We start from the raw sequence: 20,659 nt of genomic DNA, 5'->3' as shown, positions 1-20,659 counted from the left end.
GTGGCGTGCGTCACGGCGCCCAGGTAGCGGCATCGCCGTCGATGTCTGACCCAAGTCGTTCCCAAGTCGCGTCGGCTGTCCTGGCGAAGCGAGCACGACCGTGCCTCGCCACCTAGAAGGGACGTAACGTGAGACTCACGGCCAACCTGCGAAGGGTCGCCATCGCGACCACTCTCGCGGTCGCCGCGGTGTTCGCGGTCAGCAATGCCGCGTACGCCGACCCGGTGGACGTCGAAGCGCAGCGACTGCGCGACGACCTGTTCGTCGCATCGGTGCATTCCCGCACCCAGGACGCGCAGGGACTCAAGGATCTCGTGCTCAGCGCCGAGATGCTCGGCTACCACCAGCGGTTCCCGACCAAGACCAAAGACGAGATCCTGGCGCACGCGGCGCTCATGAGCCAGTGGTATGACGGCCACCTGGACGGCACCGACTTCGCCCTGCAGACCTATGAGGCCCTGCCGCACGTGCTGACCATGATGTCGGCCTGGCCGCAGGCGGCCGTCGCCGCGCCGATCATGAAAGAACTGCTCGAGATGACGGTCGCGCCGGTGGGCAAGGCGTACGGCGAGCGCATCGATCAGGTCGCGACGGCGCAGTTCTCCTACGACCAGTTCGAACGGTTCTACCCGGTGCAGGACATGATCTGGCGCCGGATCACGACCCAGGCGCAGGGTGATCCGACCTTCGCGGCCGCCTGGGACGGCAACTTCGGCTCCCGGCTGGGCGTGCTGTCGACCGCCACCATGGACCAGCTCGCCGCCGACCCGGCGATCGCCACCTGGATGAACGTCAACGCGCTGCTGGAGCACGCGGCCAACACCGAGGGCTACATCGCCGAGGCACGGTCGCAGATCGTCTCGGCGATCACCCGGCTGGAGACCCAGAACGCCCAGCTCATCGGCCAGGTGGGCCAGCTTGGGCAGCAGTTCCCGGTGACGTCCACGACGACGCCGCCGAGCCCGGCGACGTTCAGCGCTCAGCGGCAGGCGGCCGTCGACCGGCAGAAGGACATCGACGCCGCCGGCATGGCGATCCAGGCGCTGGCCACGGCGCTCGGCTTCGCCGACCCGACGGCCGGGCGGATCGTCGGCGGAGTCGGCAAGTCGCTGATGCAGGTGGCGACCGCGATCAACAAGTACATCCCGTCGATCGCCGGTCTGAGCCTCACGCAGGCGCTGACCTCGATGAGCACGGTGGCGCTGACCGGCAACATCCTCGGCGCGATCGGTGCGCTGCTGCCGGTCTTCGCCGACGGGCCGACCCCCGACCAGCTGCTCATGGACGAGATTCACCGGCTCCGTGACCAGGTGGGCCAGTTGGCCACCACGATGACCTCGCGGTTCGACCGCGTCGACCATGCCCTGACCGTCATGTACGGGGCGATGCTCAGCCGGTTCGACGAGGTCATCGGTCTCCAGCACGCGACGCTCGCCGAGCTGACCTACCTGGAGCAGGAGCTCTACGCCCTCAACGTCAAGGTCGACAACTGGGGTACGGCCATCGTCCGGGCGCTGGCGAAGGCCGAGATGCACGACGCCATCGTCGCGATCAACTGGGGTGTGGGTCACAAGTACACCTACAACGAGCCGATCCAGACCTATGGCGAATACCAGGGTGTGGTGAACGAGCTGGACGTCATGGCCACCACCTACAAGGCGTACAACACGGTGTTCTTCCCGTTCGTCGAGTCCCAGTACGAGGACCTCGACCCGGTGACGATCACGCGTGCCTTCGACGACGACGACACCGGCCCGGCCACCGCCATCGACTATCTCGACTGGTACGCGGCCACGTACTACGGCGGAACCCGGTCGTCGGACACGAAGCCCGCAGCGATCGGGCCGTGGACGACGTCGGCGCGGGCGTACGCCCGGATGGTGGCGGAGAACCCGAACTACGCCGTCCAGGTCAGCGAGACCCAGACCAACGGGATCCTCGCCAAGGGTCAGGGCATTCTGGCCGCCGCCCGGCGGTTCAGCGTGCCCCGCTCCACACCGGACGCTCAGGGCAACCGCACCAACGCCCTGTTCACCAACGCGATGGCCGAGTACCGCACCGCGTTGCAGTCGTTCTCGGCGGAGCTGGGCGCCATCCGGGGCGCCAACCCCGACAACAAGATCTACAACATGTTCGGCAACGCCGACCAGCCGCTGAACACGGCGGCGCAGCTCACCGATCCGGCGAAGGTCGGCCCGTGCACCGGCGCGACGCCGTCGCTGACGCGGCCGTCCACGATGTCGATCACCCAGGCGCCCAGCGCGCTGCAGTTCGCCAAGTACGCCCACCCGCAACAGCCCACCGTGCGGCTCTGCTACACGGCCAGTTTCGCCAACGTGGAGACGGCCGAGGACTACAAGTTCAACCACACCTACGCCGACCTGGACATGACCTTCAAGATCAAGGTCACCTGGGGCGGCCAGGAGTGGGACTACCGCACCTGGCACTCGTCGTGGTACCTCGGTGAGATCTGCCGCAGCTACGTCACCGGTGCGCCCGGCGGCTTCTGCAACAACCTCACCTACTACCTGAACAAGTGGGACGCGTCGTACCTCGCGGGGTTCACCGCTGGGGCGACGACCCAGACCGACGAGACCCCGGCGACGTACGCCCGCAAGCGGATGAACGAGTACCTCACCGGGCGGCAGAAGGCGTACTACAACGCCGTCGTCACCGCACTCGCGTCGCCCAACGTTCCGTTGTTCGCCGCCAACACCCGCCTCACCCGGGCGGTGGCGATGCTGCGGGCGTACACGCAGGTCGGCTTCGCCAAGGCGATGAGCCAGGACGAACTACTCGGCCTGCTCACCGTCGGCGGCGAACGACTGCCGTCCGACCTGTACGGCATCAACACGATGAGCCAGGCTTTCCTCCAGGCGCAGACCAACTACGCCGGCTGCGCGCTGACCGGGCCGGGCGGGGCGTGCGCCGAAGGCGCGCAACTCGTCGACCCGATGGCGAACCAGGCGACCGTCTGGAACGGCTGCACCGCCAACGGCGCTCCCGGCGCCAGCGGCGACCCCGTCGGCGACTGCCTTCTCGGGATCGGCCAGCACCGCACGAACGTGCTCGCCACGCGGTACGAGGCGCACTCGCGGGAACTGGCCGCCGGTGCGTACACCGAAGGCCTGCCCGACGTGGTCGCGATCATGGAGGACCTGACTCTGGCCAACGCCTTCATCCGGCACGCCTGATCGCCGGGTGATCACCGGGTCCGGTCGCCACGAGCGGCCGGACCCTTCTCATAGCGCCACCGTCCGGGGAAAGCCCGTCCAGCGCAGCTCCGGCGGCAGGTGGCTCTGGTCGTTGAAGACGACGAGTGCGGGAGGTTCACCGATCCGGTAGCGGAGAACGGTCAGCGCGGTATTCGCGCTGTCCAGGCCGAGCCACCGGGCCGGTGGAGCGCCCAGCGCGTCACGGACCAGCCAGGCGATCGGCGGGGCGTGGCCGATCAGAATCTCGTGCGTGTCCGTCTCTGGAACGCCCGGCACCGGGTCGGCCGTGGCGAACCGGGCAAGCAGCGCGGTTGCGCGACGGGAGGCAGCGGCGACGTCCCCGGCGCTGGAGCCGTCGAATCGGCCTCGCCAGGCCGAGGGTGTCTCCTCGGCGGCCGGGATGTACGGCACGTGATCGGCGAGTTCGTCCGCCGCGGCCACGATCACATCGGGCAGGTGCTCCGCGATGTGCCGCGCGGTCGCGGCCGCCCTGGGCACCGGCGAATGCCAGATGACGTCGGCGGGGACGGCGGCCAGACGTCGGCCGAGCAGGTCCGCCTGCCGGCGGCCGTCGGCCGTGAGATCGCCGAGGGCGTCGGCATGGCCGTGGCGGGCGAGATAGAGATGCCGCGTTCGCATAGGTCGTGACAGGCGCGGTCCGCGCCGCTCCTCTCGATCGGTCAGATCGGTTCGTTCTTGGCCGTGCTCGCCGCCGCGCCGGCTAGGGAGCCGAGCCGTCCGGCACGTCGGGCCGGCTCCGACGTCGAGCGGAATTCACTGCGTCGTAACGGTTCCAGCTGTCCCGTCGACCGTGATGAGGGCTCCGTCGCCGAGCACGGTCATGGCCTGCGGCAGGCCGAGCACGGCCGGAATCCGGTATTCGCGGGCGACGATCGCGGCGTGGGACAGCACACCGCCGGTCTCGGTGACGACACCGGCGGCAACGCGGAACAGCGGGGTCCACGCCGGGTCGGTGTATTGGCAGACAAGGATGTCGCCTTGGCGGAACCGGGCGAAGTCGGCCGGCCCACGGACGATGCGCGCGACGCCCGTGGCGATCCCCCCGCTGGCCGGTGTCCCGGTGAACGCGCCCGCCTTGCCCGTCCCCGGCGAAGGCATCGACAGCGGCACTGACAACGGCGCTGACGGTGGCTTAGGTGGCGCGACGGTGATCGGCCGGGATTGCAGCAGCCAGATCGATTGGTCGCTCATCGCCCACTCGATGTCCTGTGGTTCGCCGGACAGTCCCGCGGCGACGTCGCCCAACCGGGCGACCCGAACGGCGGTCGCGTCGTCCAGACACGCGCGCCACCGGTCCGCACCGGGCACGGTGCTGGTCATCAAACCACCGGCCCGCCGGTCCAACCGGATTCGCTTGTCGCCGACGGTCGTGCTGACCACACCGTCCATCACCTGGTACGCATCCGGCGTGACAGCGCCGCCGACCACGCTCGCTCCGAGCCCCCACGACGCCTCGATGACGGTCGGGCCGTCCGGACCCGCGGTGAACATGACCCCGGCGACATCGGCGTCGACCAGCCGCTGGACGAGTACCGCCATCGCCGGTTCGGAGCCGGTCCCCTCCCGGTACGCGACCGCCCGAGCGGAGTGCAGCGAAGCCCAGCACGTCCGGATCGCTTGTGCCACCTCGCCGACTCCGCGTACGCCGAGAACACTGTCGTATTGCCCGGCGGCCGACGCGGCTGCGGTGTCCTCGTGCGCGGCTGACGATCGAACCGCGACCGGTGGATCACCGATCTCGTCCAGCCCTCGCCGCAACAACTCGACCAGATCGGCGGGCAGCGCTGCGTCGGCATTCCCCTCGGCCCGGCGGTGGACGCCGAACGGCACGACGAAGCCGTCCGGCACCGGCAGACCGGCGCGCAGGAGTACGCCGAGCGCGGTCGCCTTCGCACCGCAGCTCGCCACGGTGGCCTGCACCAACGGGACGATCATCAAGACACCTTCAACATAATGTTGACAACAACTTGTTGATTCTGCAGGATCGGCGTCATGCCCCGCAAGCACGACGCCGCGCGTACAAGTCAGGCTGATCAAAGCCAAGCCCGCGACGAGCGGGAGGCGACCGCCCGGCTGCTGCGCCTGGGGGCCGACCAGCTCGCCGACCGGCCGTGGCGGCCGGCCCCGGTACCGCCTTCGGCCGTCGATCTAGCCCACTTCGCCCTGTTCCGATCGGCCGACCTGGACACCGAAGCCGTGCTGAGCGCGCTCACCCTGCTCCCCGCCGCGCGAGCCGAAGTCGAAGCGCTGGAGAGCGGACTGCTGTTCGCGGCCCGCAGCGCGGGACTGACGTGGGCGCAGATCGCCGAATCCATGGGATTCAACTCCCCGCAAGCGTGCCAGCAGCACTTCCACCGCCTGGCCGCCCGGCAGGACGCCGAGTCGTGAGCCACGCCTCCGCACCCGATCTGCTGGTCCTGCACGCCGTACGCATCCTCGGCTACGCCGACGCCCAAGCGATCGCCGCCCGGTACGCCCTCGACGAAGACCTGACGCAGGAGCTGCTCGGCGACGCCGAGGCGTACGGCTGGGTGACGCACACCGAGTTCGCCGGCCTGGGCGGCTGGTCGCTGACCGACCGCGGCCGGACGGAGAACGAACGCCGGCTGGCCGCCGAACTCGACCAAGCCGGCGGCGCAGCCGAGGTGGGCGAGGTCTACCGGCGGTTCCTGCCGCTGAACACCCGCTTGCAGCAGGCCTGTACGCATTGGCAGCTACGGCCGAACGACGCCGATCCGCTCGCGCCCAACGACCACAGTGATCCCGCGTGGGACGCCGCTGTCCACGTCGAACTGGCCGCCATCGACCTCGCCCTCGGCCCGCTCGCCCGGCGGCTCGGTGACATCCTGACCCGGTTGCGCGGCTACGACGCTCGCTTCGCCGACGCCCGGCAGCGAGCCGTGGCAGGCGATGGCGGCTGGATCGACCGCACCGACGTCGACTCCTGCCACCGAGTCTGGTTCGAGCTGCACGAGGACCTCATCGCGACGCAGGGCCTCACCCGCTCCGCCGCCTGAGCGCCCACCGAGCGCCATTCGCGCTGGATCAGGGTTCTCTGTCGAATCTTGGTGCAAGATTCGACCCGGAACCCTGATCCAGCGCGAAAGCAACGCGCGGAGCGCCAGTTGTCATGGGGCGGCGAGGGCCTCGGTGGGCGACAGCCGCGCGGCCCGGATCGCCGGGTACAGCCCGGCCAGGCCGCCGATGACGATCGTGGCGACCAGACCGCCGCTACTCGCCCAGGCCGGGACGACCGGCGGCCAGTGCTGATACGCCGCGTACGCCGTGGTGACCGCGACGCCGACCGCCACCCCGCCGAGCCCGCCGAGCGCGGACAGCAGCAGCGATTCGGCGAGGAACTGCAGCCGGATCTGGCCTCGGGTGGCGCCCAGCGCGCGGCGCAGCCCGATCTCGGCCCGTCGTTCGAGTACCGAGATGACCATCGTGTTGGCCACGCCGACCCCGCCGACCAGCAGAGCCACCGCGCCTAGTCCGAGCAGCAGCCCGTTGAGCGCCGAGTCGGTGGCGCGGCGCGCGGCGAGGAGTTCCGACGGGCGCGAGACGGTGACGTTGCCCGGCGCGCGCGGGTTCGCCGTCGGGGCCAGCACGGCGTGCACCGCCTCGACGTCGCGGTCGTCGACTCGTGCGTACACGGTGGTGGCCAGCCCGTCGAAGTGGAACGCGGTCGCCGCCTCGTCCCAGCCGATCAGAACGGCGGTGTCCAGCTCCGGGGCCAGCCGAGCCGGTGCCATCACCCCGATCACGGTGAACCGCACACCGCCCACGAGGATCTCCACCGCTGGACTGGGCCGGCCGATGCCGAGCCGGGTCGCCGCCGACGCGCCGAGCACGGCCGCCGGGTAACGGCCGGTGGCGTCGTTGAGCCAGGCTCCCCGGCGGAGGGTGGCGCTGACCGTGCCGGGCAGACCGGTCCGGGCGGCCAGCACACTGAGCGCGTTCGTCTCGACGGTGGGGATCTTGTCCGACCGGTATACCCGCAGCCCGGGTATCCGGCCGATCGCCGAGACCCCGGTCACCGGCCCGATCCGGCCGATCATCGCCTCGGCCTCGGCCGGCAGCGCGGCGTCCTGGCCGGTCGCGGTCCGTCCAGTGGAGACGGTCAGCAGGTTGGTGCCGAGCGCCGCGAGCTCCCGGTTGAGCTGTTCGCGCGACGAGGCGGAAATGCCGACGACGGCGACCATGGCGGCGATGCCGATCGCGATGCCCAGCGCCGACAGCCAGGCCCGGACCGGACGCGTACGCAGTCCGGCCGCGCCGACCCGGACGACGTCGGCGGGCGCCAACCGGCTCGGGGTGAGCGTGCTCATGCGGTCACCCGCCCGTCGTGTACACGAATGCATCGGTCGGTGGCGGCGGCGACCTCGCGATCGTGCGTGATCACCACGACCGTCGTCCCGTCGTCGTGCAGACTACGCAGCAACGCCATCACCTCCGCGCCGGATGCGGAGTCGAGGTTGCCGGTGGGTTCGTCGGCCAGCAGCAACGCCGGCTCGCCGACGACGGCACGTGCGATCGCCACTCGCTGCCGTTCGCCACCGGACAGGGCATGCGGTTCATGGTTCAGCCGATGTCCCAAGCCGACTCGTTCCAACGCGGTACGCGCCCGCGCCCGCCGCGATCGGGCGGGCACCCCGGCGTACAGCAGGCCGTCGGCCACGTTGTCGAGCGCCGGGACGCCCGCCGCGAGGTGGAACTGCTGGAAGACGAAGCCGATGCGGCGCGCCCGCAACGCCGACAGCTGCCGGTCGGACAGCCGGGCGACGTCGTGCCCGTCGACCACGACGCGACCGGCGGTGGGCCGGTCGAGCGTCCCGGCCAGGTGCAGCAATGTGGACTTGCCGGAGCCGGAGGGCCCGACGATCGCCGCGAACTCGCCCGCCCCGATCGTCAGGCTCGCCCCGTCGAGCGCGCGTACGCCGCCCGCGTACTGCTTGGTCACCTCGGTGAGCGCGATCATCCGGGCATCCCGACGGTCATCCCGGCAGCCAGCCCGTTCCCGGTGACCTCGACCCGCCCGTGGGCGAACAGACCGGGTTGGACCGGCAGATACCGGGTGGCCGTGCCGTCGAGGACCTCGACGCCGTATCCGCCTTCGGCCAACGCCACCAGCGCCGCGATCGGGACGGTGAGCACATCCACGTGCTCGGCCGCGGTGAATCCGACTGTGACGACCGCGGCCTCGACGCCCCGGGCGGCGTTCGCGTCCCGCAGCGAGACGAGGACTTCGATCATCGTCGTCGGGGCGGCGTCGCCGGTGGTCTGCTCGTCGACCACCGTGGCCACCCGCTCGACCCGGCCGGGCGTCTCGGTGCCGTCCGGCATTCGGACGGTCACCGGTACGCCGACCCGCGCCAGCCGCTGCTCGGTCACCTCCAGGCGTACGGTGATCGTCCGGCCGGTGCCGGTGTAGGTGAGCACCGGCTGCCCGCCGCCGGTCGGCTGGTTCACCCCGGCCGTGACCGCGTCGATCCGGATCGGACCGGCCGCGTACAGCACCTGACCCAGCTCGACGCGGCCGGTCTGGGTCACGCCGAGCGCCCGCTGCCACCGGCGTACCGCCGTCGCGGTGCTCGCCGAGAAACGGTCGTCGACGTCGAATCCCTGATATCCCAAGGCTTTCAGATTGGTCTCCAGTTGCCGCACATCCTTGCCGACCGTCCCCGTCCCCATCGCCCGGTACGCCGCGACCGTCCCGTACAGCAGCACGACGGGCCGATCGTCGACCCGGTAGACGGCCTGCCCCCGGCTGATCACCGCACCGGCGACCGGCACCCGCGTGACCACTCCGCCGATCCAGCCGGGCGCCGTGTCGGCGGCGCCGTACCCGAGGTCGCCGATCACCTCGACGCTGTCCTGCAACGTCTGCCGGGTCACCTGGGCCGTCTGCGGGGGCAGATCGCCGGCCGTGCGTTCGGCCGGCCCGGAGTCGCCGATGCCGACGGCGGCGGCGGTCGCGGCCCCAGCGACGAGAACGATCGCCCCGGTCGCCACCGCGGTACGCGTACGGCGGTTCACGAGCTGGGCCGCAACGTCGCCGCCGCCGACGCGTACCACTGGTCGGTGAGCTGATCGCACACGTTCTTGGCCGCCGGGTAGTCGGGGTCCTCGCCGACCTCCTGCGACACCCGGGTCTGGCCCTGAGCGTCCGGGTCCGGATACTGCTCGACGCCGTGTTCGCGCATGCAGCGCGCGTACCTGCGGCTCAGCTCGGTCTTCAAGTCGATCTCGGGGCCGACCCGCGGCGGTCGCAGACTCTGGCAGGCCGCGAGGGCGGCGTCCGCCTTGCCCTTGTCGAAGCCGGGCTGGACGTGGCCCTCGTCGGCGTCGTCGCCGGTGCCGATCGGGTCGTCCATCGGCACACCGTGCTGGCGCATGCACATCGTGTACGCGACCACCTGGTCGTAGTGGCTCAGTGTGCTCGACGGAGCCGGGGTAGCCGTGGCGGTGCCCGCGCTGGCCACCGACGGTCGCCCGTCATCGGTGCAGCCCGCGATTGCGAGCAGCAGCGGGACCAGCACGATCCCCCATATCCTCGTACGCATCCGTCCTCCTCGAGGTCGAGCCGTCAGCAGCTCGGTAGCGAAGGCGAGCAATTCGCGGCTCAGTGGAGCAAAGCGGCGGCAACACCACAGTCACAGCGGCTGTAACGCCGGTGTAACCGGTCGACGGCGACACTGACGGAGAGGAGGGTCTGGTGCGCGTACTGCTGATCGAGGACGAGCAGCTGCTCGCCGAGCAGATCGCAGAGGGCCTGCGCGACCATGGCATGGCCGTCGACCTGGCCAGGGACGGGCTGGACGGGTTGCACAAGGCCGCCGCCAACCGCTACGACGTGATCGTCCTGGATCGTGACCTGCCTGGTGTCCACGGCGATCAGGTGTGCACCGCGTTGGCCGCCGGCGAGGCCGAGGCCCGCATCCTGATGCTCACCGCGTCCGGCGAGGCCGCGGACCGGGTCGCCGGGCTGCGCCTGGGCGCCGACGACTACCTGCCCAAACCGTTCGTCTTCGACGAGCTGGTCCTGCGGCTGCGGGCGCTGGCTCGGCGGTCGGCCAACGCGCCGCGCACATTGCACCAGGCCGGGCTGACCTTCGACACCGCCCGCCGGATCGTCACCCGCGACGGCCGGGTCCTGCCGCTGACCACCAAGGAGCTGGCCGTGCTGGAGATCCTGATGAGCGCCGACGGCGCGGTGGTCAGCTCCGAGGACCTGCTCGAACGAGCCTGGGACGAGCACGCCGACCCGTTCACCGCCACCGTCCGGGTCACGGTGGCCCGGTTGCGCCGCAAACTCGGCGACCCGCCGCTGATCGAGACCGTCGTCGGCGCAGGGTACCGGCTGTGAAGCCCACCATCCGGCTGCGGCTCACCCTCGCCTTCGCCGTCCTGCTGCTGGGCACCTGCGCCACGGTCCTGGCCATCAACGACGCCCTGCTCTACAACAGCTTGTACGCGCAGATCAACGGCTCGAGCGAGGAGCAGTCGCAGCCGAAGCCGACCACCGACGCCGAGGACCTGGCAGACAAGGACGCGCGGAAGGCGCACGCGTTAGCGGTGCAGCAAACGCTCGCGGCCGACCTGCGTGCAGGCGCCCTGCGCAGCGCAGCGGGCCCGTCAGCGGCCGCGCTGGCCGTCGCCGCACTGCTCGGGCTGGGCATCTGCTGGCTGCTCGCCGGCCGGATGCTGCGCCCGTTGCGTACGCTCACCGCCGCCACCCGGCGCATCTCGCAGGACCGGCTGCACGAACGCATCGCCCTGACGGGGCCGCGCGACGAGTTGAAGGAGCTGGCCGACACCTTCGACGAGATGGTGACCCGCCTGGAGTCGTCGTTCGCCAGTCAGCGGCGGTTCGTCGCCGACGCCGCGCACGAGCTGCGTACGCCGCTGGCCATCGTGCGTACCGGGGCGGAGGTTCAGCTGGCGCGACGCGACAGCACCCCGGCCGAGTGGGAGGCGTCGGCCCGGCGGGTGCTGTCGGCGGCCGGACGCGCCGAACGGCTCCTCGACGGGCTGCTCGCCTTGGCCCGCAGTGACAGCGGAGTGCTCGCCGCCGAACCGCACGATCTGGCCGTCGCGGCGGCCACCGCGCTCGCCGACGCCGACGACGAAGCCGAGCAGGCCGCGCTCACGGTCATCAGCGATCTGCGGCCCGCACCCGTCGTCGGCGACCCGGCGTTACTGGATCGGCTGGCGGCGAACCTGGTCCACAACGCCGTACGCCACAACCAAGAGGGCGGTCGGGTAGAGGTGGCCACCACCCACGACGACGGCATCGCGACGCTGACCGTACGCAACAGCGGCGCGGTCGTCCCGGAAGCCGAGGTCGACCGTCTGTTCGAACCGTTCCACCGGCTGCCCGCCCAACCTTCGACGCGACCGGCGCCGGTACGCTCGACCGGGCTCGGCCTGGCCATCGTGCGGTCCATCGTGCGGGCGCACGGCGGAGCGATCACGGCGACGCCGAACGCCGACGGCGGGCTCACCGTCGTGGTGACGCTTCCGGCCCATGATCATGGTCAATTCCCTGTCGTCATGGCACCGCAGAATTTTCCATGATCATGGAGTGCCACGTCGCTAACCCTGCAGCAACACCGTAACCAGCAGGCCCCCATCGGGCCGGGGCACCGCCGTGACCGTTCCACCATGGACGGACGCGATCGAGGCGACGATCGCCAGCCCCAGGCCGAGCCCGTCCCGGGTGGTGCCGTCGTGCAGTCGCTGGAACGGCTGGAACAGGTCGCCTGCGCGCTCTGGATGCACGACCGCACCGGTGTTGGCCACCTCCAGCATCGCCCGGTCGCCGTCGACCCGAGTGCTGATCCACACCTGGCCGCCGGGCACGTTGTAGCGCACCGCGTTGTCGATCAGGTTCGCCGCGAGCCGTTCCAGCAGCACCGGGTCGCCGGTGGTGACGGCCGGTTCGAGGTCGGCGTGCACGATCCGGTCGCCGGTGTCGACGCCGTCGAGGGCGTCCTCGGCGGCGGTGGCGAGGTCGACCTGGTCGCGTACGGTCAGGCCGTGATCGTTGCGGGCCAGCGTGAGCAGCGCACCGACGACCGCCTCCGCCTGGTCCACCCCCGTACGCACATCCCGCCCCATCGCCAGCAGCTCGTCGGCGGTCGGCGCCGGTTTGGCCAGCACGACGTCGACGGACGCGCCCATCACAGCCAGCGGCGTACGCAGTTCGTGCGAGGCGTTGGCGATGAACCGCCGCTGGCTGACGAACGACGCCTCCAGCCGCGTCAGCATGGCGTCGAAGGTGTCGGCGAGTTCGCGCAGTTCGTCGTGCGGGCCGGCCAACCCGACCCGGGCCGACAGGTTGTGCTCCGACGCCGCCCGCGCCGCCGCCGTGATCTGATGCACCGGACGCAGCACCCGCCCGGCGACGAGCCAGCCGGCCAGCGCCGCCAGCAACGTCACCACCACCAGCGTGATCACCGAGTACCGCAACAGGTGCGACAGGGTGGTGTCCCGTTGCGTCAAAGCGCCCGCCCGTACGCCTTCCCGGAAGGCCGACTCGCACTTGTGCCGCAGGTTCTCGTCCGTCGTGGTTTCGACGATCTGCCGGCAATAGTCGATGAACGCATCTGGGTGCTCCATGAAGTACACGTCCTGGCCGGTGTCCGCCTTTCCCGCAGGCGAGGTCGTCGAGGACGGCGCCACCGCCGACAGGCTCGCGACCAGCGCGTAGCTGACTCCGACGACGACCGCGCCGAAGACGAAGAACACCGCGGAGTACAGCAGCGTCAGGCGTACCCGGATCGACAGCCGGTTCACAGGCGATACCCCCGTCCGACGACGGTCTCGATCAGCGGCGGGTCGCCGAGTTTGCGGCGCAGCCGGGTCATCGTGACCGACACGATGTTGCTGAACGGATCGGCGTGCGCGTCCCACACGTGCTCCAGCAGATCCTCGGCACTGACCACTCCGCCGTCGGCCGCCGCCAGCATTTCCAGCACGCCGAACTCCTTGCGGGTCAACGACAACGCGCGCGTACCGCGGCTGGCCCGGTGCCGCGCCCGGTCCACCACCAGATCGCCGCGGCGTACGAGCGGCGGGGCCGACGGCGCGCGGCGGGCCAGCGCGCGTACCCGGGCCACCAGCTCGTGGAAGGCGAACGGCTTGCCCAGGTAGTCGTCCGCGCCCAGCTCCAGGCCGTCGACGCGGTCGTCGACCTCGGCCGCCGCGGTCAGCATCAGGATCCGCGCCGGGCCGCCCGCGAGCGTGCGGCACACCTGGTCGCCGTGCACCGCGGGCAGGTCACGGTCCAGGATGATCACGTCATACGCCGTGAGCCCCGCCTCGGTCAGGGCGCTCGCCCCGTCATGGACGAGGTCGACGGCCATCCCGGCGTCGCGCAGTCCTTCGGCGACGCGGACGGCCAACGTCACGTGATCCTCGGCGACCAGCACCCGCATGCGGGCAATTGTGCGCCGGGCGAGATGACATCCGTCCGACACGACGAGTAGCGCCCGTGTCACCGGCGTACGCGTAGACACCGACGCATGAGACGAATCCTCCTCATCGCCACCGCCGCGGCGCTCGCCACGCTCGCCGTGACGGCGTGCAAGAGCAACGACGGCGACGGCATCGCGACCGTTCAGGGCACGGCATCGCCGAGCCCGACCGCGTCGTTCCAGCCGGACCCCGCGGCCTTCGCCAAATGCATGCGCGACCACAACGTCACCATTCCCGATCCGGTGCCGGGCCAGGAATGGCGGCCGGACAAGCCGAAGGAGGTGACCCGGGAGCAGTTCGAGGCCGCGGTGCGTACCTGCCAGAGCTTCCTCGGCGAGAACCTTCTCGGCCAGCCGCCGTCGCCCCAGGAGATGGAGAAGCTGCGGGCCTTCGCGGTGTGCATGCGCGAGCACGGCATCGAGATGACCGATCCACTGCCGGACGGCAACATGAAGATCAACGGCCGGCTGGGTCAGTTGAACCGTACGCAGCTCAATGCCGATCCGCAGTTCCGGGCGGCCGAGGACGCCTGCAAGCACCTGCTGCCCGTCGACGACGGGAAGAAGAAGTGAAGCGGCCGCTGCGTACCGGTCTGGTGACCGGGTCGGCCGCGCTGGCCACCGCCGCCGTGGCCGCCGCGGCCCTGGGTATCGGCGGTGGGACCGGCACTCCGGCGGCTCAGGCGCCGCAGCAGGCGACCGCACCCGTCACGCGGACGACGCTGGTGCAGACCCAGGAGGTCAACGGGACCCTCGGCTACGGCACCCCGACGCCGGTCAGCACCGCCACGGGGGCGGTGCTGACCTGGCTGCCCACGCCGGGCGCGACGATCAGCCGGGGCCGGGCCGTCTACCGGGCGGACAACCGGCCGGTCGTGCTGTTCTACGGCACATTGCCGCTCTACCGGGCGTTGCACGCCGGCGACATCGGCGACGACGTCCGGGAGATCGAACGCAACCTCGCCGCGCTCGGCTACTCGGGGATCACTGTGGACAGTCGCTACACCGCGGCGACCGCCGCCGCCGTGAGAAAATGGCAGAAGGCGGTGGGACTGACCCAGACCGGCGTGCTCGACCCGGCGGCGGTCGTCGTCGCCCCGGGCGCGATCCGCGTAGCGGCCGTCCAGGCCCACCCGGGCGACCACGCCGACGGCCCGATCCTTTCCTACAACGGGACCCGGCGCGTCGTCAGCGTCGCGCTCGACGTCGCCCTGCAGAACCTGGTGAAGCCGGGAAACCCGGCGAAGGTCACCCTGCCCGGCGGGCAAACCGTCGACGGCGTGCTGGCCACGGTCGGAACGGTGGCGACACCGGGAGTGGACAACCAGCCGGCCACCATCGCGGTGACCGTCACCGTCGCCGACCAGTCGAAGCTCGGCGGGCTCGACGAGGCCCCCGTCGTCGTCGCGATCACTGCCGCGAAGGCGGAGAACGTGATCACCGTGCCGGTCGCCGCGCTGGTCGCGCTGGCCGAGGGCGGTTACGGCGTACAGGTCGTCGACGGCGCGAGCAGCCACTACGTGAGCGTCCAGCTGGGCATGTTCGCCGACGGCCGGGTCGAGGTCAGCGGCGACGGCCTGTCGGAGCAGACCAAGGTGGGGGTGCCGTCGTGATCGTCCTCGATCAGGTTGGCAAGACGTATCCCGGTGGCGTGACGGCGTTGCGCGACGTGTCCTTGTCAATCGACGCCGGGGAGCTGGTGTCGGTGGTCGGCCCGTCGGGTTCGGGCAAGTCGACGCTGCTGCACCTGCTGGGCGCGCTGGACACTCCCACCACCGGCTCCGTACGCATCAAGGACGCCGACGTCGCCCGGCTGTCCGACGCCGACCTGTCGGCGTTGCGGGGTCGCGTCATCGGCTTCGTGTTCCAGCAGTTCCACTTGGCTTCCGGCGTATCAGCGGTGGAGAACGTCGCCGACGGTCTGCTGTATGCCGGGGTCGGGCAGCGAGAACGACGGCGCCGGGCCGCCGAGGCGCTGGAGCGGGTGGGCCTCGGGCATCGGCTGGAGCATCGGCCGCATCAGTTGTCCGGCGGGGAGCGGCAACGGGTCGCGATCGCGCGGGCCGTGATCGGCTGGCCGGAGGTGCTGCTGGCGGACGAGCCGACGGGCAACCTGGACTCGGCGGCGGGCGCGGAGGTCATGGGGTTGTTGCGGGAGCTGAACGCGGACGGCACCACCGTCGTGGTGATCACGCACGACCAGGAGGTGGCGGCCGGGCTCGACCGGCAGATCAAGGTACGCGACGGGCAGGTGATCGCATGAGCGGCCTTCGGCGGATCATCGGCCGGCACAGTACCCGTCATGCGAGCGCCGGCCGCAGGACGGTGATCTCGTGACCGCGCCGTCTCGTCTGCTGCCGCGCGACGTGCTGCGTGTCGGCGCGGCCGGCCTGCGCACCCGTCCACTGCGCGTGTTCCTGTCCGCACTGGGCATCGCGATCGGCATCGCGGCCATGGTGTGCGTCGTCGGCATCGCCAGTTCCAGCCGGGCTGGACTCGACCGGCAGCTCGCCGTGCTCGGCACCAATCTGCTGCGCGTCGAACCCGGCCAGACGATTCACGGCGACGCGTCGCATCTGCCCGCCGAGTCGGTCGACATGGTGCAGCGCATCGGCCCGGTCGAGTCGGCCAGCGCCACCGCCCGGCTGCCGGACGTCCACGTATACCGCAGCGACAAGATCGGCATCGGGGAGACCGGGAACCTCACGGTCTTCGCCGCCCGCGACGACCTGCTCGACACCGTCGGCGGCTCGCTCGCCAGCGGGGCGTGGCTCAACCCGGCCATCGGGAGGTTCCCGGCGGTCGTGCTCGGAGCGGCCGCAGCCCAACGGCTCAGCATCACCCGGGCCACGCCCGAAGTGAAGGTGTGGCTGGCAGGGCAGTGGTTCACCGTGGTCGGCATCCTGAACCCGGTGCCGCTGGCCACCGAGCTGGACTACGGCGCGCTGGTCGGCTGGCCGGTCGCCGTGGCCCGGCTGCGGTTCGACGGCTTCCCGGTGACGATCTACACGCGTACGCGGGATGAGTCCGTGCTCGCCGTCAAGGGTGTGCTGGCGCGTACGGCGAATCCGGAGCATCCGAACGAGGTGCAGGTCTCCCGGCCCTCGGACGCGCTGACCGCCAAACAGGCCGCCAACGCCACACTGACCGCACTGCTGCTGGGCTTGGGCGCGGTCGCCCTCCTGGTCGGTGGGGTCGGCGTGGCCAACACGATGGTCATCTCCGTCCTCGAACGGCGGGCGGAGATCGGGTTGCGGCGATCCCTCGGCGCAACCCGGCGGCACATCCGGTTGCAGTTCCTCGCCGAGTCGCTGCTGCTGTCCGGGCTCGGCGGAGCCGGCGGAGCACTGCTCGGCATCGCGGTGACGAGCGCGTACGCGTCCTATCAGGACTGGCCTGCCGTCGTGCCGCCGTGGGCCTCGGCCGGTGGTCTCGCCGCCACCCTGATCATCGGAGTATGCGCGGGGATCTATCCGGCGTGGCGGGCCTCGCGGCTCTCCCCCACCGAGGCGCTCGCCGGAACCTGACGCCGTTCCTAGCGGCAGATCGCGGATATCCATGTGATCATGGGCGTTGGTGGCCGGGATATCCGTGATCTGGTGGAAACGCGTGACGCGCTGGGTGTCCGCGGAGATCCTGGTGCTCGTCGCCGGGGTCTTCGCGGTCCTGGCGTTGGGCGGACTGTTCGTCGAGGTGCTCGACGCCGTCGGTGACGCCGACGACCTGACCGTCATCGACCGTCCCACCGTGGACTGGCTGGCCGCCCACCGTACGCCTCCGTTGACCACTGTGCAGATCGCGATAACCACGCTCGGGGACGCCAAGGTGCTGGTGCCGGTGGTATCACTGGCCGCGATCGCGGTGGCCGCGCGGCGGCGGTCCTGGGGACCGATCCTGCTGGCGCTCGCCGGGCTGGGCGGCATCCACCTGCTGACGAACCTCATCAAGGTGCTCGTCGCCCGGCCCCGGCCGAATCCGCCGGACCAGGCCGTCCCGGTCACCGGCTTCTCGTTCCCGTCCGGGCACACCACCGGTTCCCTGGTCGGCTTCTGTCTGCTGGCCTGGCTGCTGTGCCTGCTGACGACGCGGATCGCGGTCCGGGCGGCGGCGTGGGCGCTGGCCGTGGCGGGAGCCGTCCTGGTCGGGCTGTCCCGCGTCTACCTGGGCGTGCACTATCCCAGCGACGTGATCGGCGGCTGGCTGTTGGCGTTGACCTGGCTCGGCGCGGTCGCCGTCGGCGCCCGGATCTGGCAGGCCGCGCGACGAAGAGTTCGGCCCGGCTCGTCCGGGCCGACCGCCTGAACGACACCGTTCGCGACACGTTGGAGCGACATAACGGGCGTGTCGTGGGGATCGTCGGTTACGGTGCCGGTGGCGCGGGGGCGGCCGGATGGGATCTTCGAGCATGAGCGTTGAGGGCGTCGACTACACAACCCCCGAGCGGCCCACGGTCGCGTCGCTCAAGGCGGCCGGGAAGGTGTTCGCCTGCCGCTACGGCGGGCCGGGCGGCGCGTGGAAGCACATCGATCTGGCCGAGGTACGCGAGCTGACGGCGGCCGGGATCGCGATCGTCGCCAACGCCGAAGGCACCGCCGACGGCCTGCTGGGGGGCCGTGCCGCCGGGGTGGCGTGGGCGACCTCGGCCGCCGATCATTTCCGGGCGCTGGGCATGCCCTCGGATCGGCCGATCTACTTCTCGGTCGACTTCGACACCACCTCCGGCGACTGGGCGGTGCTCGACGCGGCGTTCGACGGCATCGCGTCGGTGATCGGCCGCGACCGCACCGGCGTCTACGGCGAGTACTCGATCGTCCGGCACCTCGCCGGGAACGGCCGGGCCCGGTGGTTCTGGCAGACCTACGCGTGGTCCGGCGGCCAGTGGTATCCGGGCAACCACATCGAGCAGTACCGAAACGGCGTGTCGCTGGGCGGCGGCACGGTCGACCTCAACCGAGCCGAGCCGGCCGACTACGGCCAGTGGGGAGTGGACGAGATGTCCGTCGAGACCGACCAGAAAGTCAGCGATCTGCATTACGCGATGTTCAAGAACGACACGAACGACCGGCCCCCGGGATCGCAGTCCCGCGACGCCAAGAACACCCTCGCCACGGTCGCCCAGATCCAGGCGGAGCAGAAGGTCCTCGCCGAGAAGGTCGATCAGATCCTGGTCGCGATCGAAGAGCTCGCCGCCCGCATCGGCCCGTTGCCGGCCAACGTGATCATCACCGGCGGTGAGCTCCAGCTCGGCCCGGCGGAGTGAATCGAGCGCGGCCTCGAGGGTGATCACATCGCGGCGAAAAGCGTACGGTGTCGTCGCATGAGCATCCGGGTCTTTCGCAATGCCGCCATCCACACCGGGGACCGTCCGGCCGCCCGGGTGATCGCCGTCGAGGACGGGGTGATCCTCGCGGTCGGCTCCGAAGCCGAAGTACGCGCGACTGCCGGTCCGGCGGCTGACCTCGTCGACCTCGACGGGGCGGCGGTCATCCCCGGCCTTTACGACGCGCACATCCACACCGCCCAGTACGCCCACAGCCTCACCACGGTCGACCTGGCCGGGACGCGGTCGCTGGCGGAGGCGCTGGCGATGATCGCCGAACGCGCGGCCGCGCTGCGTCCCGGCGAGTGGCTGCTCGGCGGCCGCTGGAACAGCAACGTGTGGGACCCGCCCGTCCAGCCCGACCGGTACGCCTTGGACTCGGTGTGCCCGGAGAACCCGGTGGCGCTGCCGACGGTGGACGGCCACACGTGCTGGGCGAACTCGGCGGCCCTGCGGGTGGCGGGGATCGACGCGAGCACGCCGGATCCGGTCGGCGGGCACATCGTGAAGGACGCCTCCGGTGAGCCGACCGGGATTCTCCGCGAGACCGCGATGCATCCGCTGAATCCGTTCATGGCCGCGACCGATCTGGGCCGGCTGCTCCGCGTCGGTCAGGACAAGCTGCTCGCGCTCGGCATCACCAGCGTGCACGACATCGACGGCGAGGACTGCCATCAGGCGTACCTGGAGCTCAAGGCGGCCGGGGAGCTGAAGCTGCGGGTCCACAAGGCGATCCGGCTGCCGCACTTCGACCTCGCGCTCGCCGAAGGCCGCCGGACCGGGCAGGGCGACGACTGGTACCGCGTCGGGCCGCTGAAGGTCTTCAGTGACGGCGCGCTCGGCTCGCACACGTGCCACACGAGCCGGCCGATGACCGGCGGCGACCAGGGCATCGCCGTCCAACCCTACGAGGAGCTGGTACGCCTGTTCCGGACGGCGGCGCAGGCCGGCATCGCCGTCGCCACCCATGCGATCGGGGATCAGGCCAACCATCTCGTGCTGGACGCGTACGAGCAGATCGGCCCGACGCCGGGGCTGCGGCACCGGATCGAGCACGCGCAGCACCTGCAGCCGGGCGACGTGGCGCGCATGGCACGGCTCGGCGTCGTCGCGTCGATGCAGCCGGTGCACTGCACGAGCGACATGGACCTGGTGGACTCGCTGCTGGCCGGGCACGACCTCGCCTCGTACGCCTGGCGCGGCCTGCTCGACGCGGGCGCCGCCGTCGCCTTCGGCTCGGACGCGCCGGTCGAGGACCCGAATCCGTTCGCAGCCCTGTACGCGGCGGTGACCCGGACGCGGCCGGACGGCAGCCCGATCGGGGGCTGGCAGCCGGAGCAGCGGATCACCATGGCCGAGGCGATCCGCGCGCACACCTTGGGCGCGGCGTACGCCGCCGGTGAGGAGGACCGCAAGGGGCTGCTGGCGCCGGGGCAGCTGGCCGACTTCATCGCGGTTGACGTCGACCCGTACGCCGACTCGCCCGCGGCCGTCCTCGGTACGCGTGTCCTGTCCACGGTCGTCGGCGGCGAGGTGCGGTACCAGCAGTCGTGAGCCGCCGCTGATCTGTGCGGATGTGGGAATCTGCCGTCGCCGCGCCGGTCGCCGGTGGCAGCATCGGCCTT

At 71.0% G+C, this 20,659-nt stretch carries 20 protein-coding genes; 12 read left to right on the top strand and 8 right to left on the bottom strand.

The window, feature by feature from the left end:
• The first annotated feature begins 128 nt into the window (after positions 1-128).
• A complete protein-coding gene (locus tag AB0H43_RS20660; RefSeq protein ID WP_360001260.1) occupies positions 129-3,194 on the top strand; it encodes a hypothetical protein in 3,066 nt (1,021 codons plus the stop codon).
• Positions 3,195-3,242: 48 nt separating this feature from the next.
• Here AB0H43_RS20660 and AB0H43_RS20655 read toward each other — a convergent pair whose 3' ends face one another.
• Both AB0H43_RS20655 and AB0H43_RS20650 read right to left on the bottom strand, forming a co-directional pair.
• Complete coding sequence (locus tag AB0H43_RS20655; protein ID WP_360001258.1) at positions 3,243-3,854, bottom strand: histidine phosphatase family protein; 612 nt, start codon at positions 3,852-3,854, stop codon at positions 3,243-3,245.
• Positions 3,855-3,989: 135 nt separating this feature from the next.
• Complete coding sequence (locus AB0H43_RS20650; RefSeq protein WP_360001256.1) at positions 3,990-5,171, bottom strand: PEP/pyruvate-binding domain-containing protein; 1,182 nt, start codon at positions 5,169-5,171, stop codon at positions 3,990-3,992.
• Positions 5,172-5,228: 57 nt separating this feature from the next.
• Here AB0H43_RS20650 and AB0H43_RS20645 point away from each other — a divergent pair, with 57 nt between their 5' ends.
• Both AB0H43_RS20645 and AB0H43_RS20640 read left to right on the top strand, forming a co-directional pair.
• Positions 5,229-5,624, top strand: coding sequence for a DNA-binding protein (locus tag AB0H43_RS20645; RefSeq protein ID WP_360001254.1), 396 nt, complete (start codon positions 5,229-5,231; stop codon positions 5,622-5,624).
• On the top strand, positions 5,621-6,253 hold the full coding sequence (locus AB0H43_RS20640; protein ID WP_360001252.1) for a transcriptional regulator: 633 nt from the start codon (positions 5,621-5,623) through the stop codon (positions 6,251-6,253). Before AB0H43_RS20645 ends, AB0H43_RS20640 begins: the two co-directional genes overlap by 4 nt.
• A gap of 111 nt (positions 6,254-6,364) precedes the next feature.
• On the opposite strand, the gene AB0H43_RS20635 is transcribed toward AB0H43_RS20640, so the two are convergent.
• The 4 genes from AB0H43_RS20635 to AB0H43_RS20620 are packed head-to-tail and all read right to left on the bottom strand — an operon-like array spanning position 6,365 to position 9,799.
• Positions 6,365-7,564 (bottom strand): ABC transporter permease, encoded by a 1,200-nt coding sequence (locus tag AB0H43_RS20635; protein ID WP_360001250.1) that lies wholly within the window; start codon positions 7,562-7,564, stop codon positions 6,365-6,367.
• Entirely contained in the window at positions 7,561-8,214 is a 654-nt protein-coding gene (locus AB0H43_RS20630; RefSeq protein WP_360001248.1) for an ABC transporter ATP-binding protein, read from the bottom strand. The genes AB0H43_RS20635 and AB0H43_RS20630 overlap by 4 nt, the downstream gene beginning before the upstream one ends.
• Positions 8,211-9,332, bottom strand: a complete 1,122-nt coding sequence (locus AB0H43_RS20625) for a peptidoglycan-binding domain-containing protein (RefSeq protein WP_360001246.1) — start codon at positions 9,330-9,332, stop codon at positions 8,211-8,213. Before AB0H43_RS20625 ends, AB0H43_RS20630 begins: the two co-directional genes overlap by 4 nt.
• The gene (locus AB0H43_RS20620; protein ID WP_360001244.1) at positions 9,269-9,799 is read right to left on the bottom strand and encodes a hypothetical protein; all 531 of its coding nucleotides are present in this window, start codon (positions 9,797-9,799) and stop codon (positions 9,269-9,271) included. Before AB0H43_RS20620 ends, AB0H43_RS20625 begins: the two co-directional genes overlap by 64 nt.
• A 152-nt stretch (positions 9,800-9,951) precedes the next feature.
• Between AB0H43_RS20620 and AB0H43_RS20615 the strand changes: the two genes are divergently transcribed.
• Both AB0H43_RS20615 and AB0H43_RS20610 read left to right on the top strand, forming a co-directional pair.
• A complete protein-coding gene (locus AB0H43_RS20615) occupies positions 9,952-10,602 on the top strand; it encodes a response regulator transcription factor (RefSeq protein ID WP_360001242.1) in 651 nt (216 codons plus the stop codon).
• Positions 10,599-11,813: a HAMP domain-containing sensor histidine kinase gene (locus AB0H43_RS20610; protein WP_360001241.1), complete on the top strand. Its 1,215-nt coding sequence runs from the start codon at positions 10,599-10,601 to the stop codon at positions 11,811-11,813. Before AB0H43_RS20615 ends, AB0H43_RS20610 begins: the two co-directional genes overlap by 4 nt.
• 18 nt (positions 11,814-11,831) lie before the next feature.
• Here the strand turns inward: AB0H43_RS20610 and AB0H43_RS20605 are convergent, their stop codons facing one another.
• Both AB0H43_RS20605 and AB0H43_RS20600 read right to left on the bottom strand, forming a co-directional pair.
• A complete protein-coding gene (locus AB0H43_RS20605; RefSeq protein WP_360001239.1) occupies positions 11,832-13,034 on the bottom strand; it encodes a HAMP domain-containing sensor histidine kinase in 1,203 nt (400 codons plus the stop codon).
• The gene (locus AB0H43_RS20600) at positions 13,031-13,675 is read right to left on the bottom strand and encodes a response regulator transcription factor (protein WP_360001237.1); all 645 of its coding nucleotides are present in this window, start codon (positions 13,673-13,675) and stop codon (positions 13,031-13,033) included. Before AB0H43_RS20600 ends, AB0H43_RS20605 begins: the two co-directional genes overlap by 4 nt.
• An 87-nt stretch (positions 13,676-13,762) precedes the next feature.
• Here AB0H43_RS20600 and AB0H43_RS20595 point away from each other — a divergent pair, with 87 nt between their 5' ends.
• The 7 genes from AB0H43_RS20595 (at position 13,763) to AB0H43_RS20565 (ending at position 20,588) form a co-directional block, all read left to right on the top strand.
• Entirely contained in the window at positions 13,763-14,287 is a 525-nt protein-coding gene (locus AB0H43_RS20595) for a hypothetical protein (RefSeq protein WP_360001235.1), read from the top strand.
• Complete coding sequence (locus AB0H43_RS20590) at positions 14,284-15,327, top strand: peptidoglycan-binding domain-containing protein (protein WP_360001233.1); 1,044 nt, start codon at positions 14,284-14,286, stop codon at positions 15,325-15,327. The genes AB0H43_RS20595 and AB0H43_RS20590 overlap by 4 nt, the downstream gene beginning before the upstream one ends.
• On the top strand, positions 15,324-15,977 hold the full coding sequence (locus tag AB0H43_RS20585; protein ID WP_360001231.1) for an ABC transporter ATP-binding protein: 654 nt from the start codon (positions 15,324-15,326) through the stop codon (positions 15,975-15,977). Before AB0H43_RS20590 ends, AB0H43_RS20585 begins: the two co-directional genes overlap by 4 nt.
• A gap of 70 nt (positions 15,978-16,047) precedes the next feature.
• Positions 16,048-17,241, top strand: a complete 1,194-nt coding sequence (locus AB0H43_RS20580) for an ABC transporter permease (protein WP_360001229.1) — start codon at positions 16,048-16,050, stop codon at positions 17,239-17,241.
• Positions 17,242-17,323: 82 nt separating this feature from the next.
• Positions 17,324-18,016, top strand: a complete 693-nt coding sequence (locus AB0H43_RS20575) for a phosphatase PAP2 family protein (protein ID WP_360001227.1) — start codon at positions 17,324-17,326, stop codon at positions 18,014-18,016.
• 103 nt (positions 18,017-18,119) lie between these two features.
• The gene (locus tag AB0H43_RS20570) at positions 18,120-18,974 is read left to right on the top strand and encodes a DUF1906 domain-containing protein (RefSeq protein ID WP_360001225.1); all 855 of its coding nucleotides are present in this window, start codon (positions 18,120-18,122) and stop codon (positions 18,972-18,974) included.
• A 57-nt stretch (positions 18,975-19,031) separates the two neighbouring features.
• Entirely contained in the window at positions 19,032-20,588 is a 1,557-nt protein-coding gene (locus tag AB0H43_RS20565) for an amidohydrolase (RefSeq protein ID WP_360001223.1), read from the top strand.
• Positions 20,589-20,659 lie beyond the last annotated feature (71 nt).

Source organism: Hamadaea sp. NPDC050747 (assembly GCF_040654195.1).
Classification (GTDB): Bacteria; Actinomycetota; Actinomycetes; order Mycobacteriales; family Micromonosporaceae; genus Hamadaea.
Note: the sequence above shows the minus strand (reverse complement) of the source record. Positions and strands in the feature narration are given on the sequence as shown.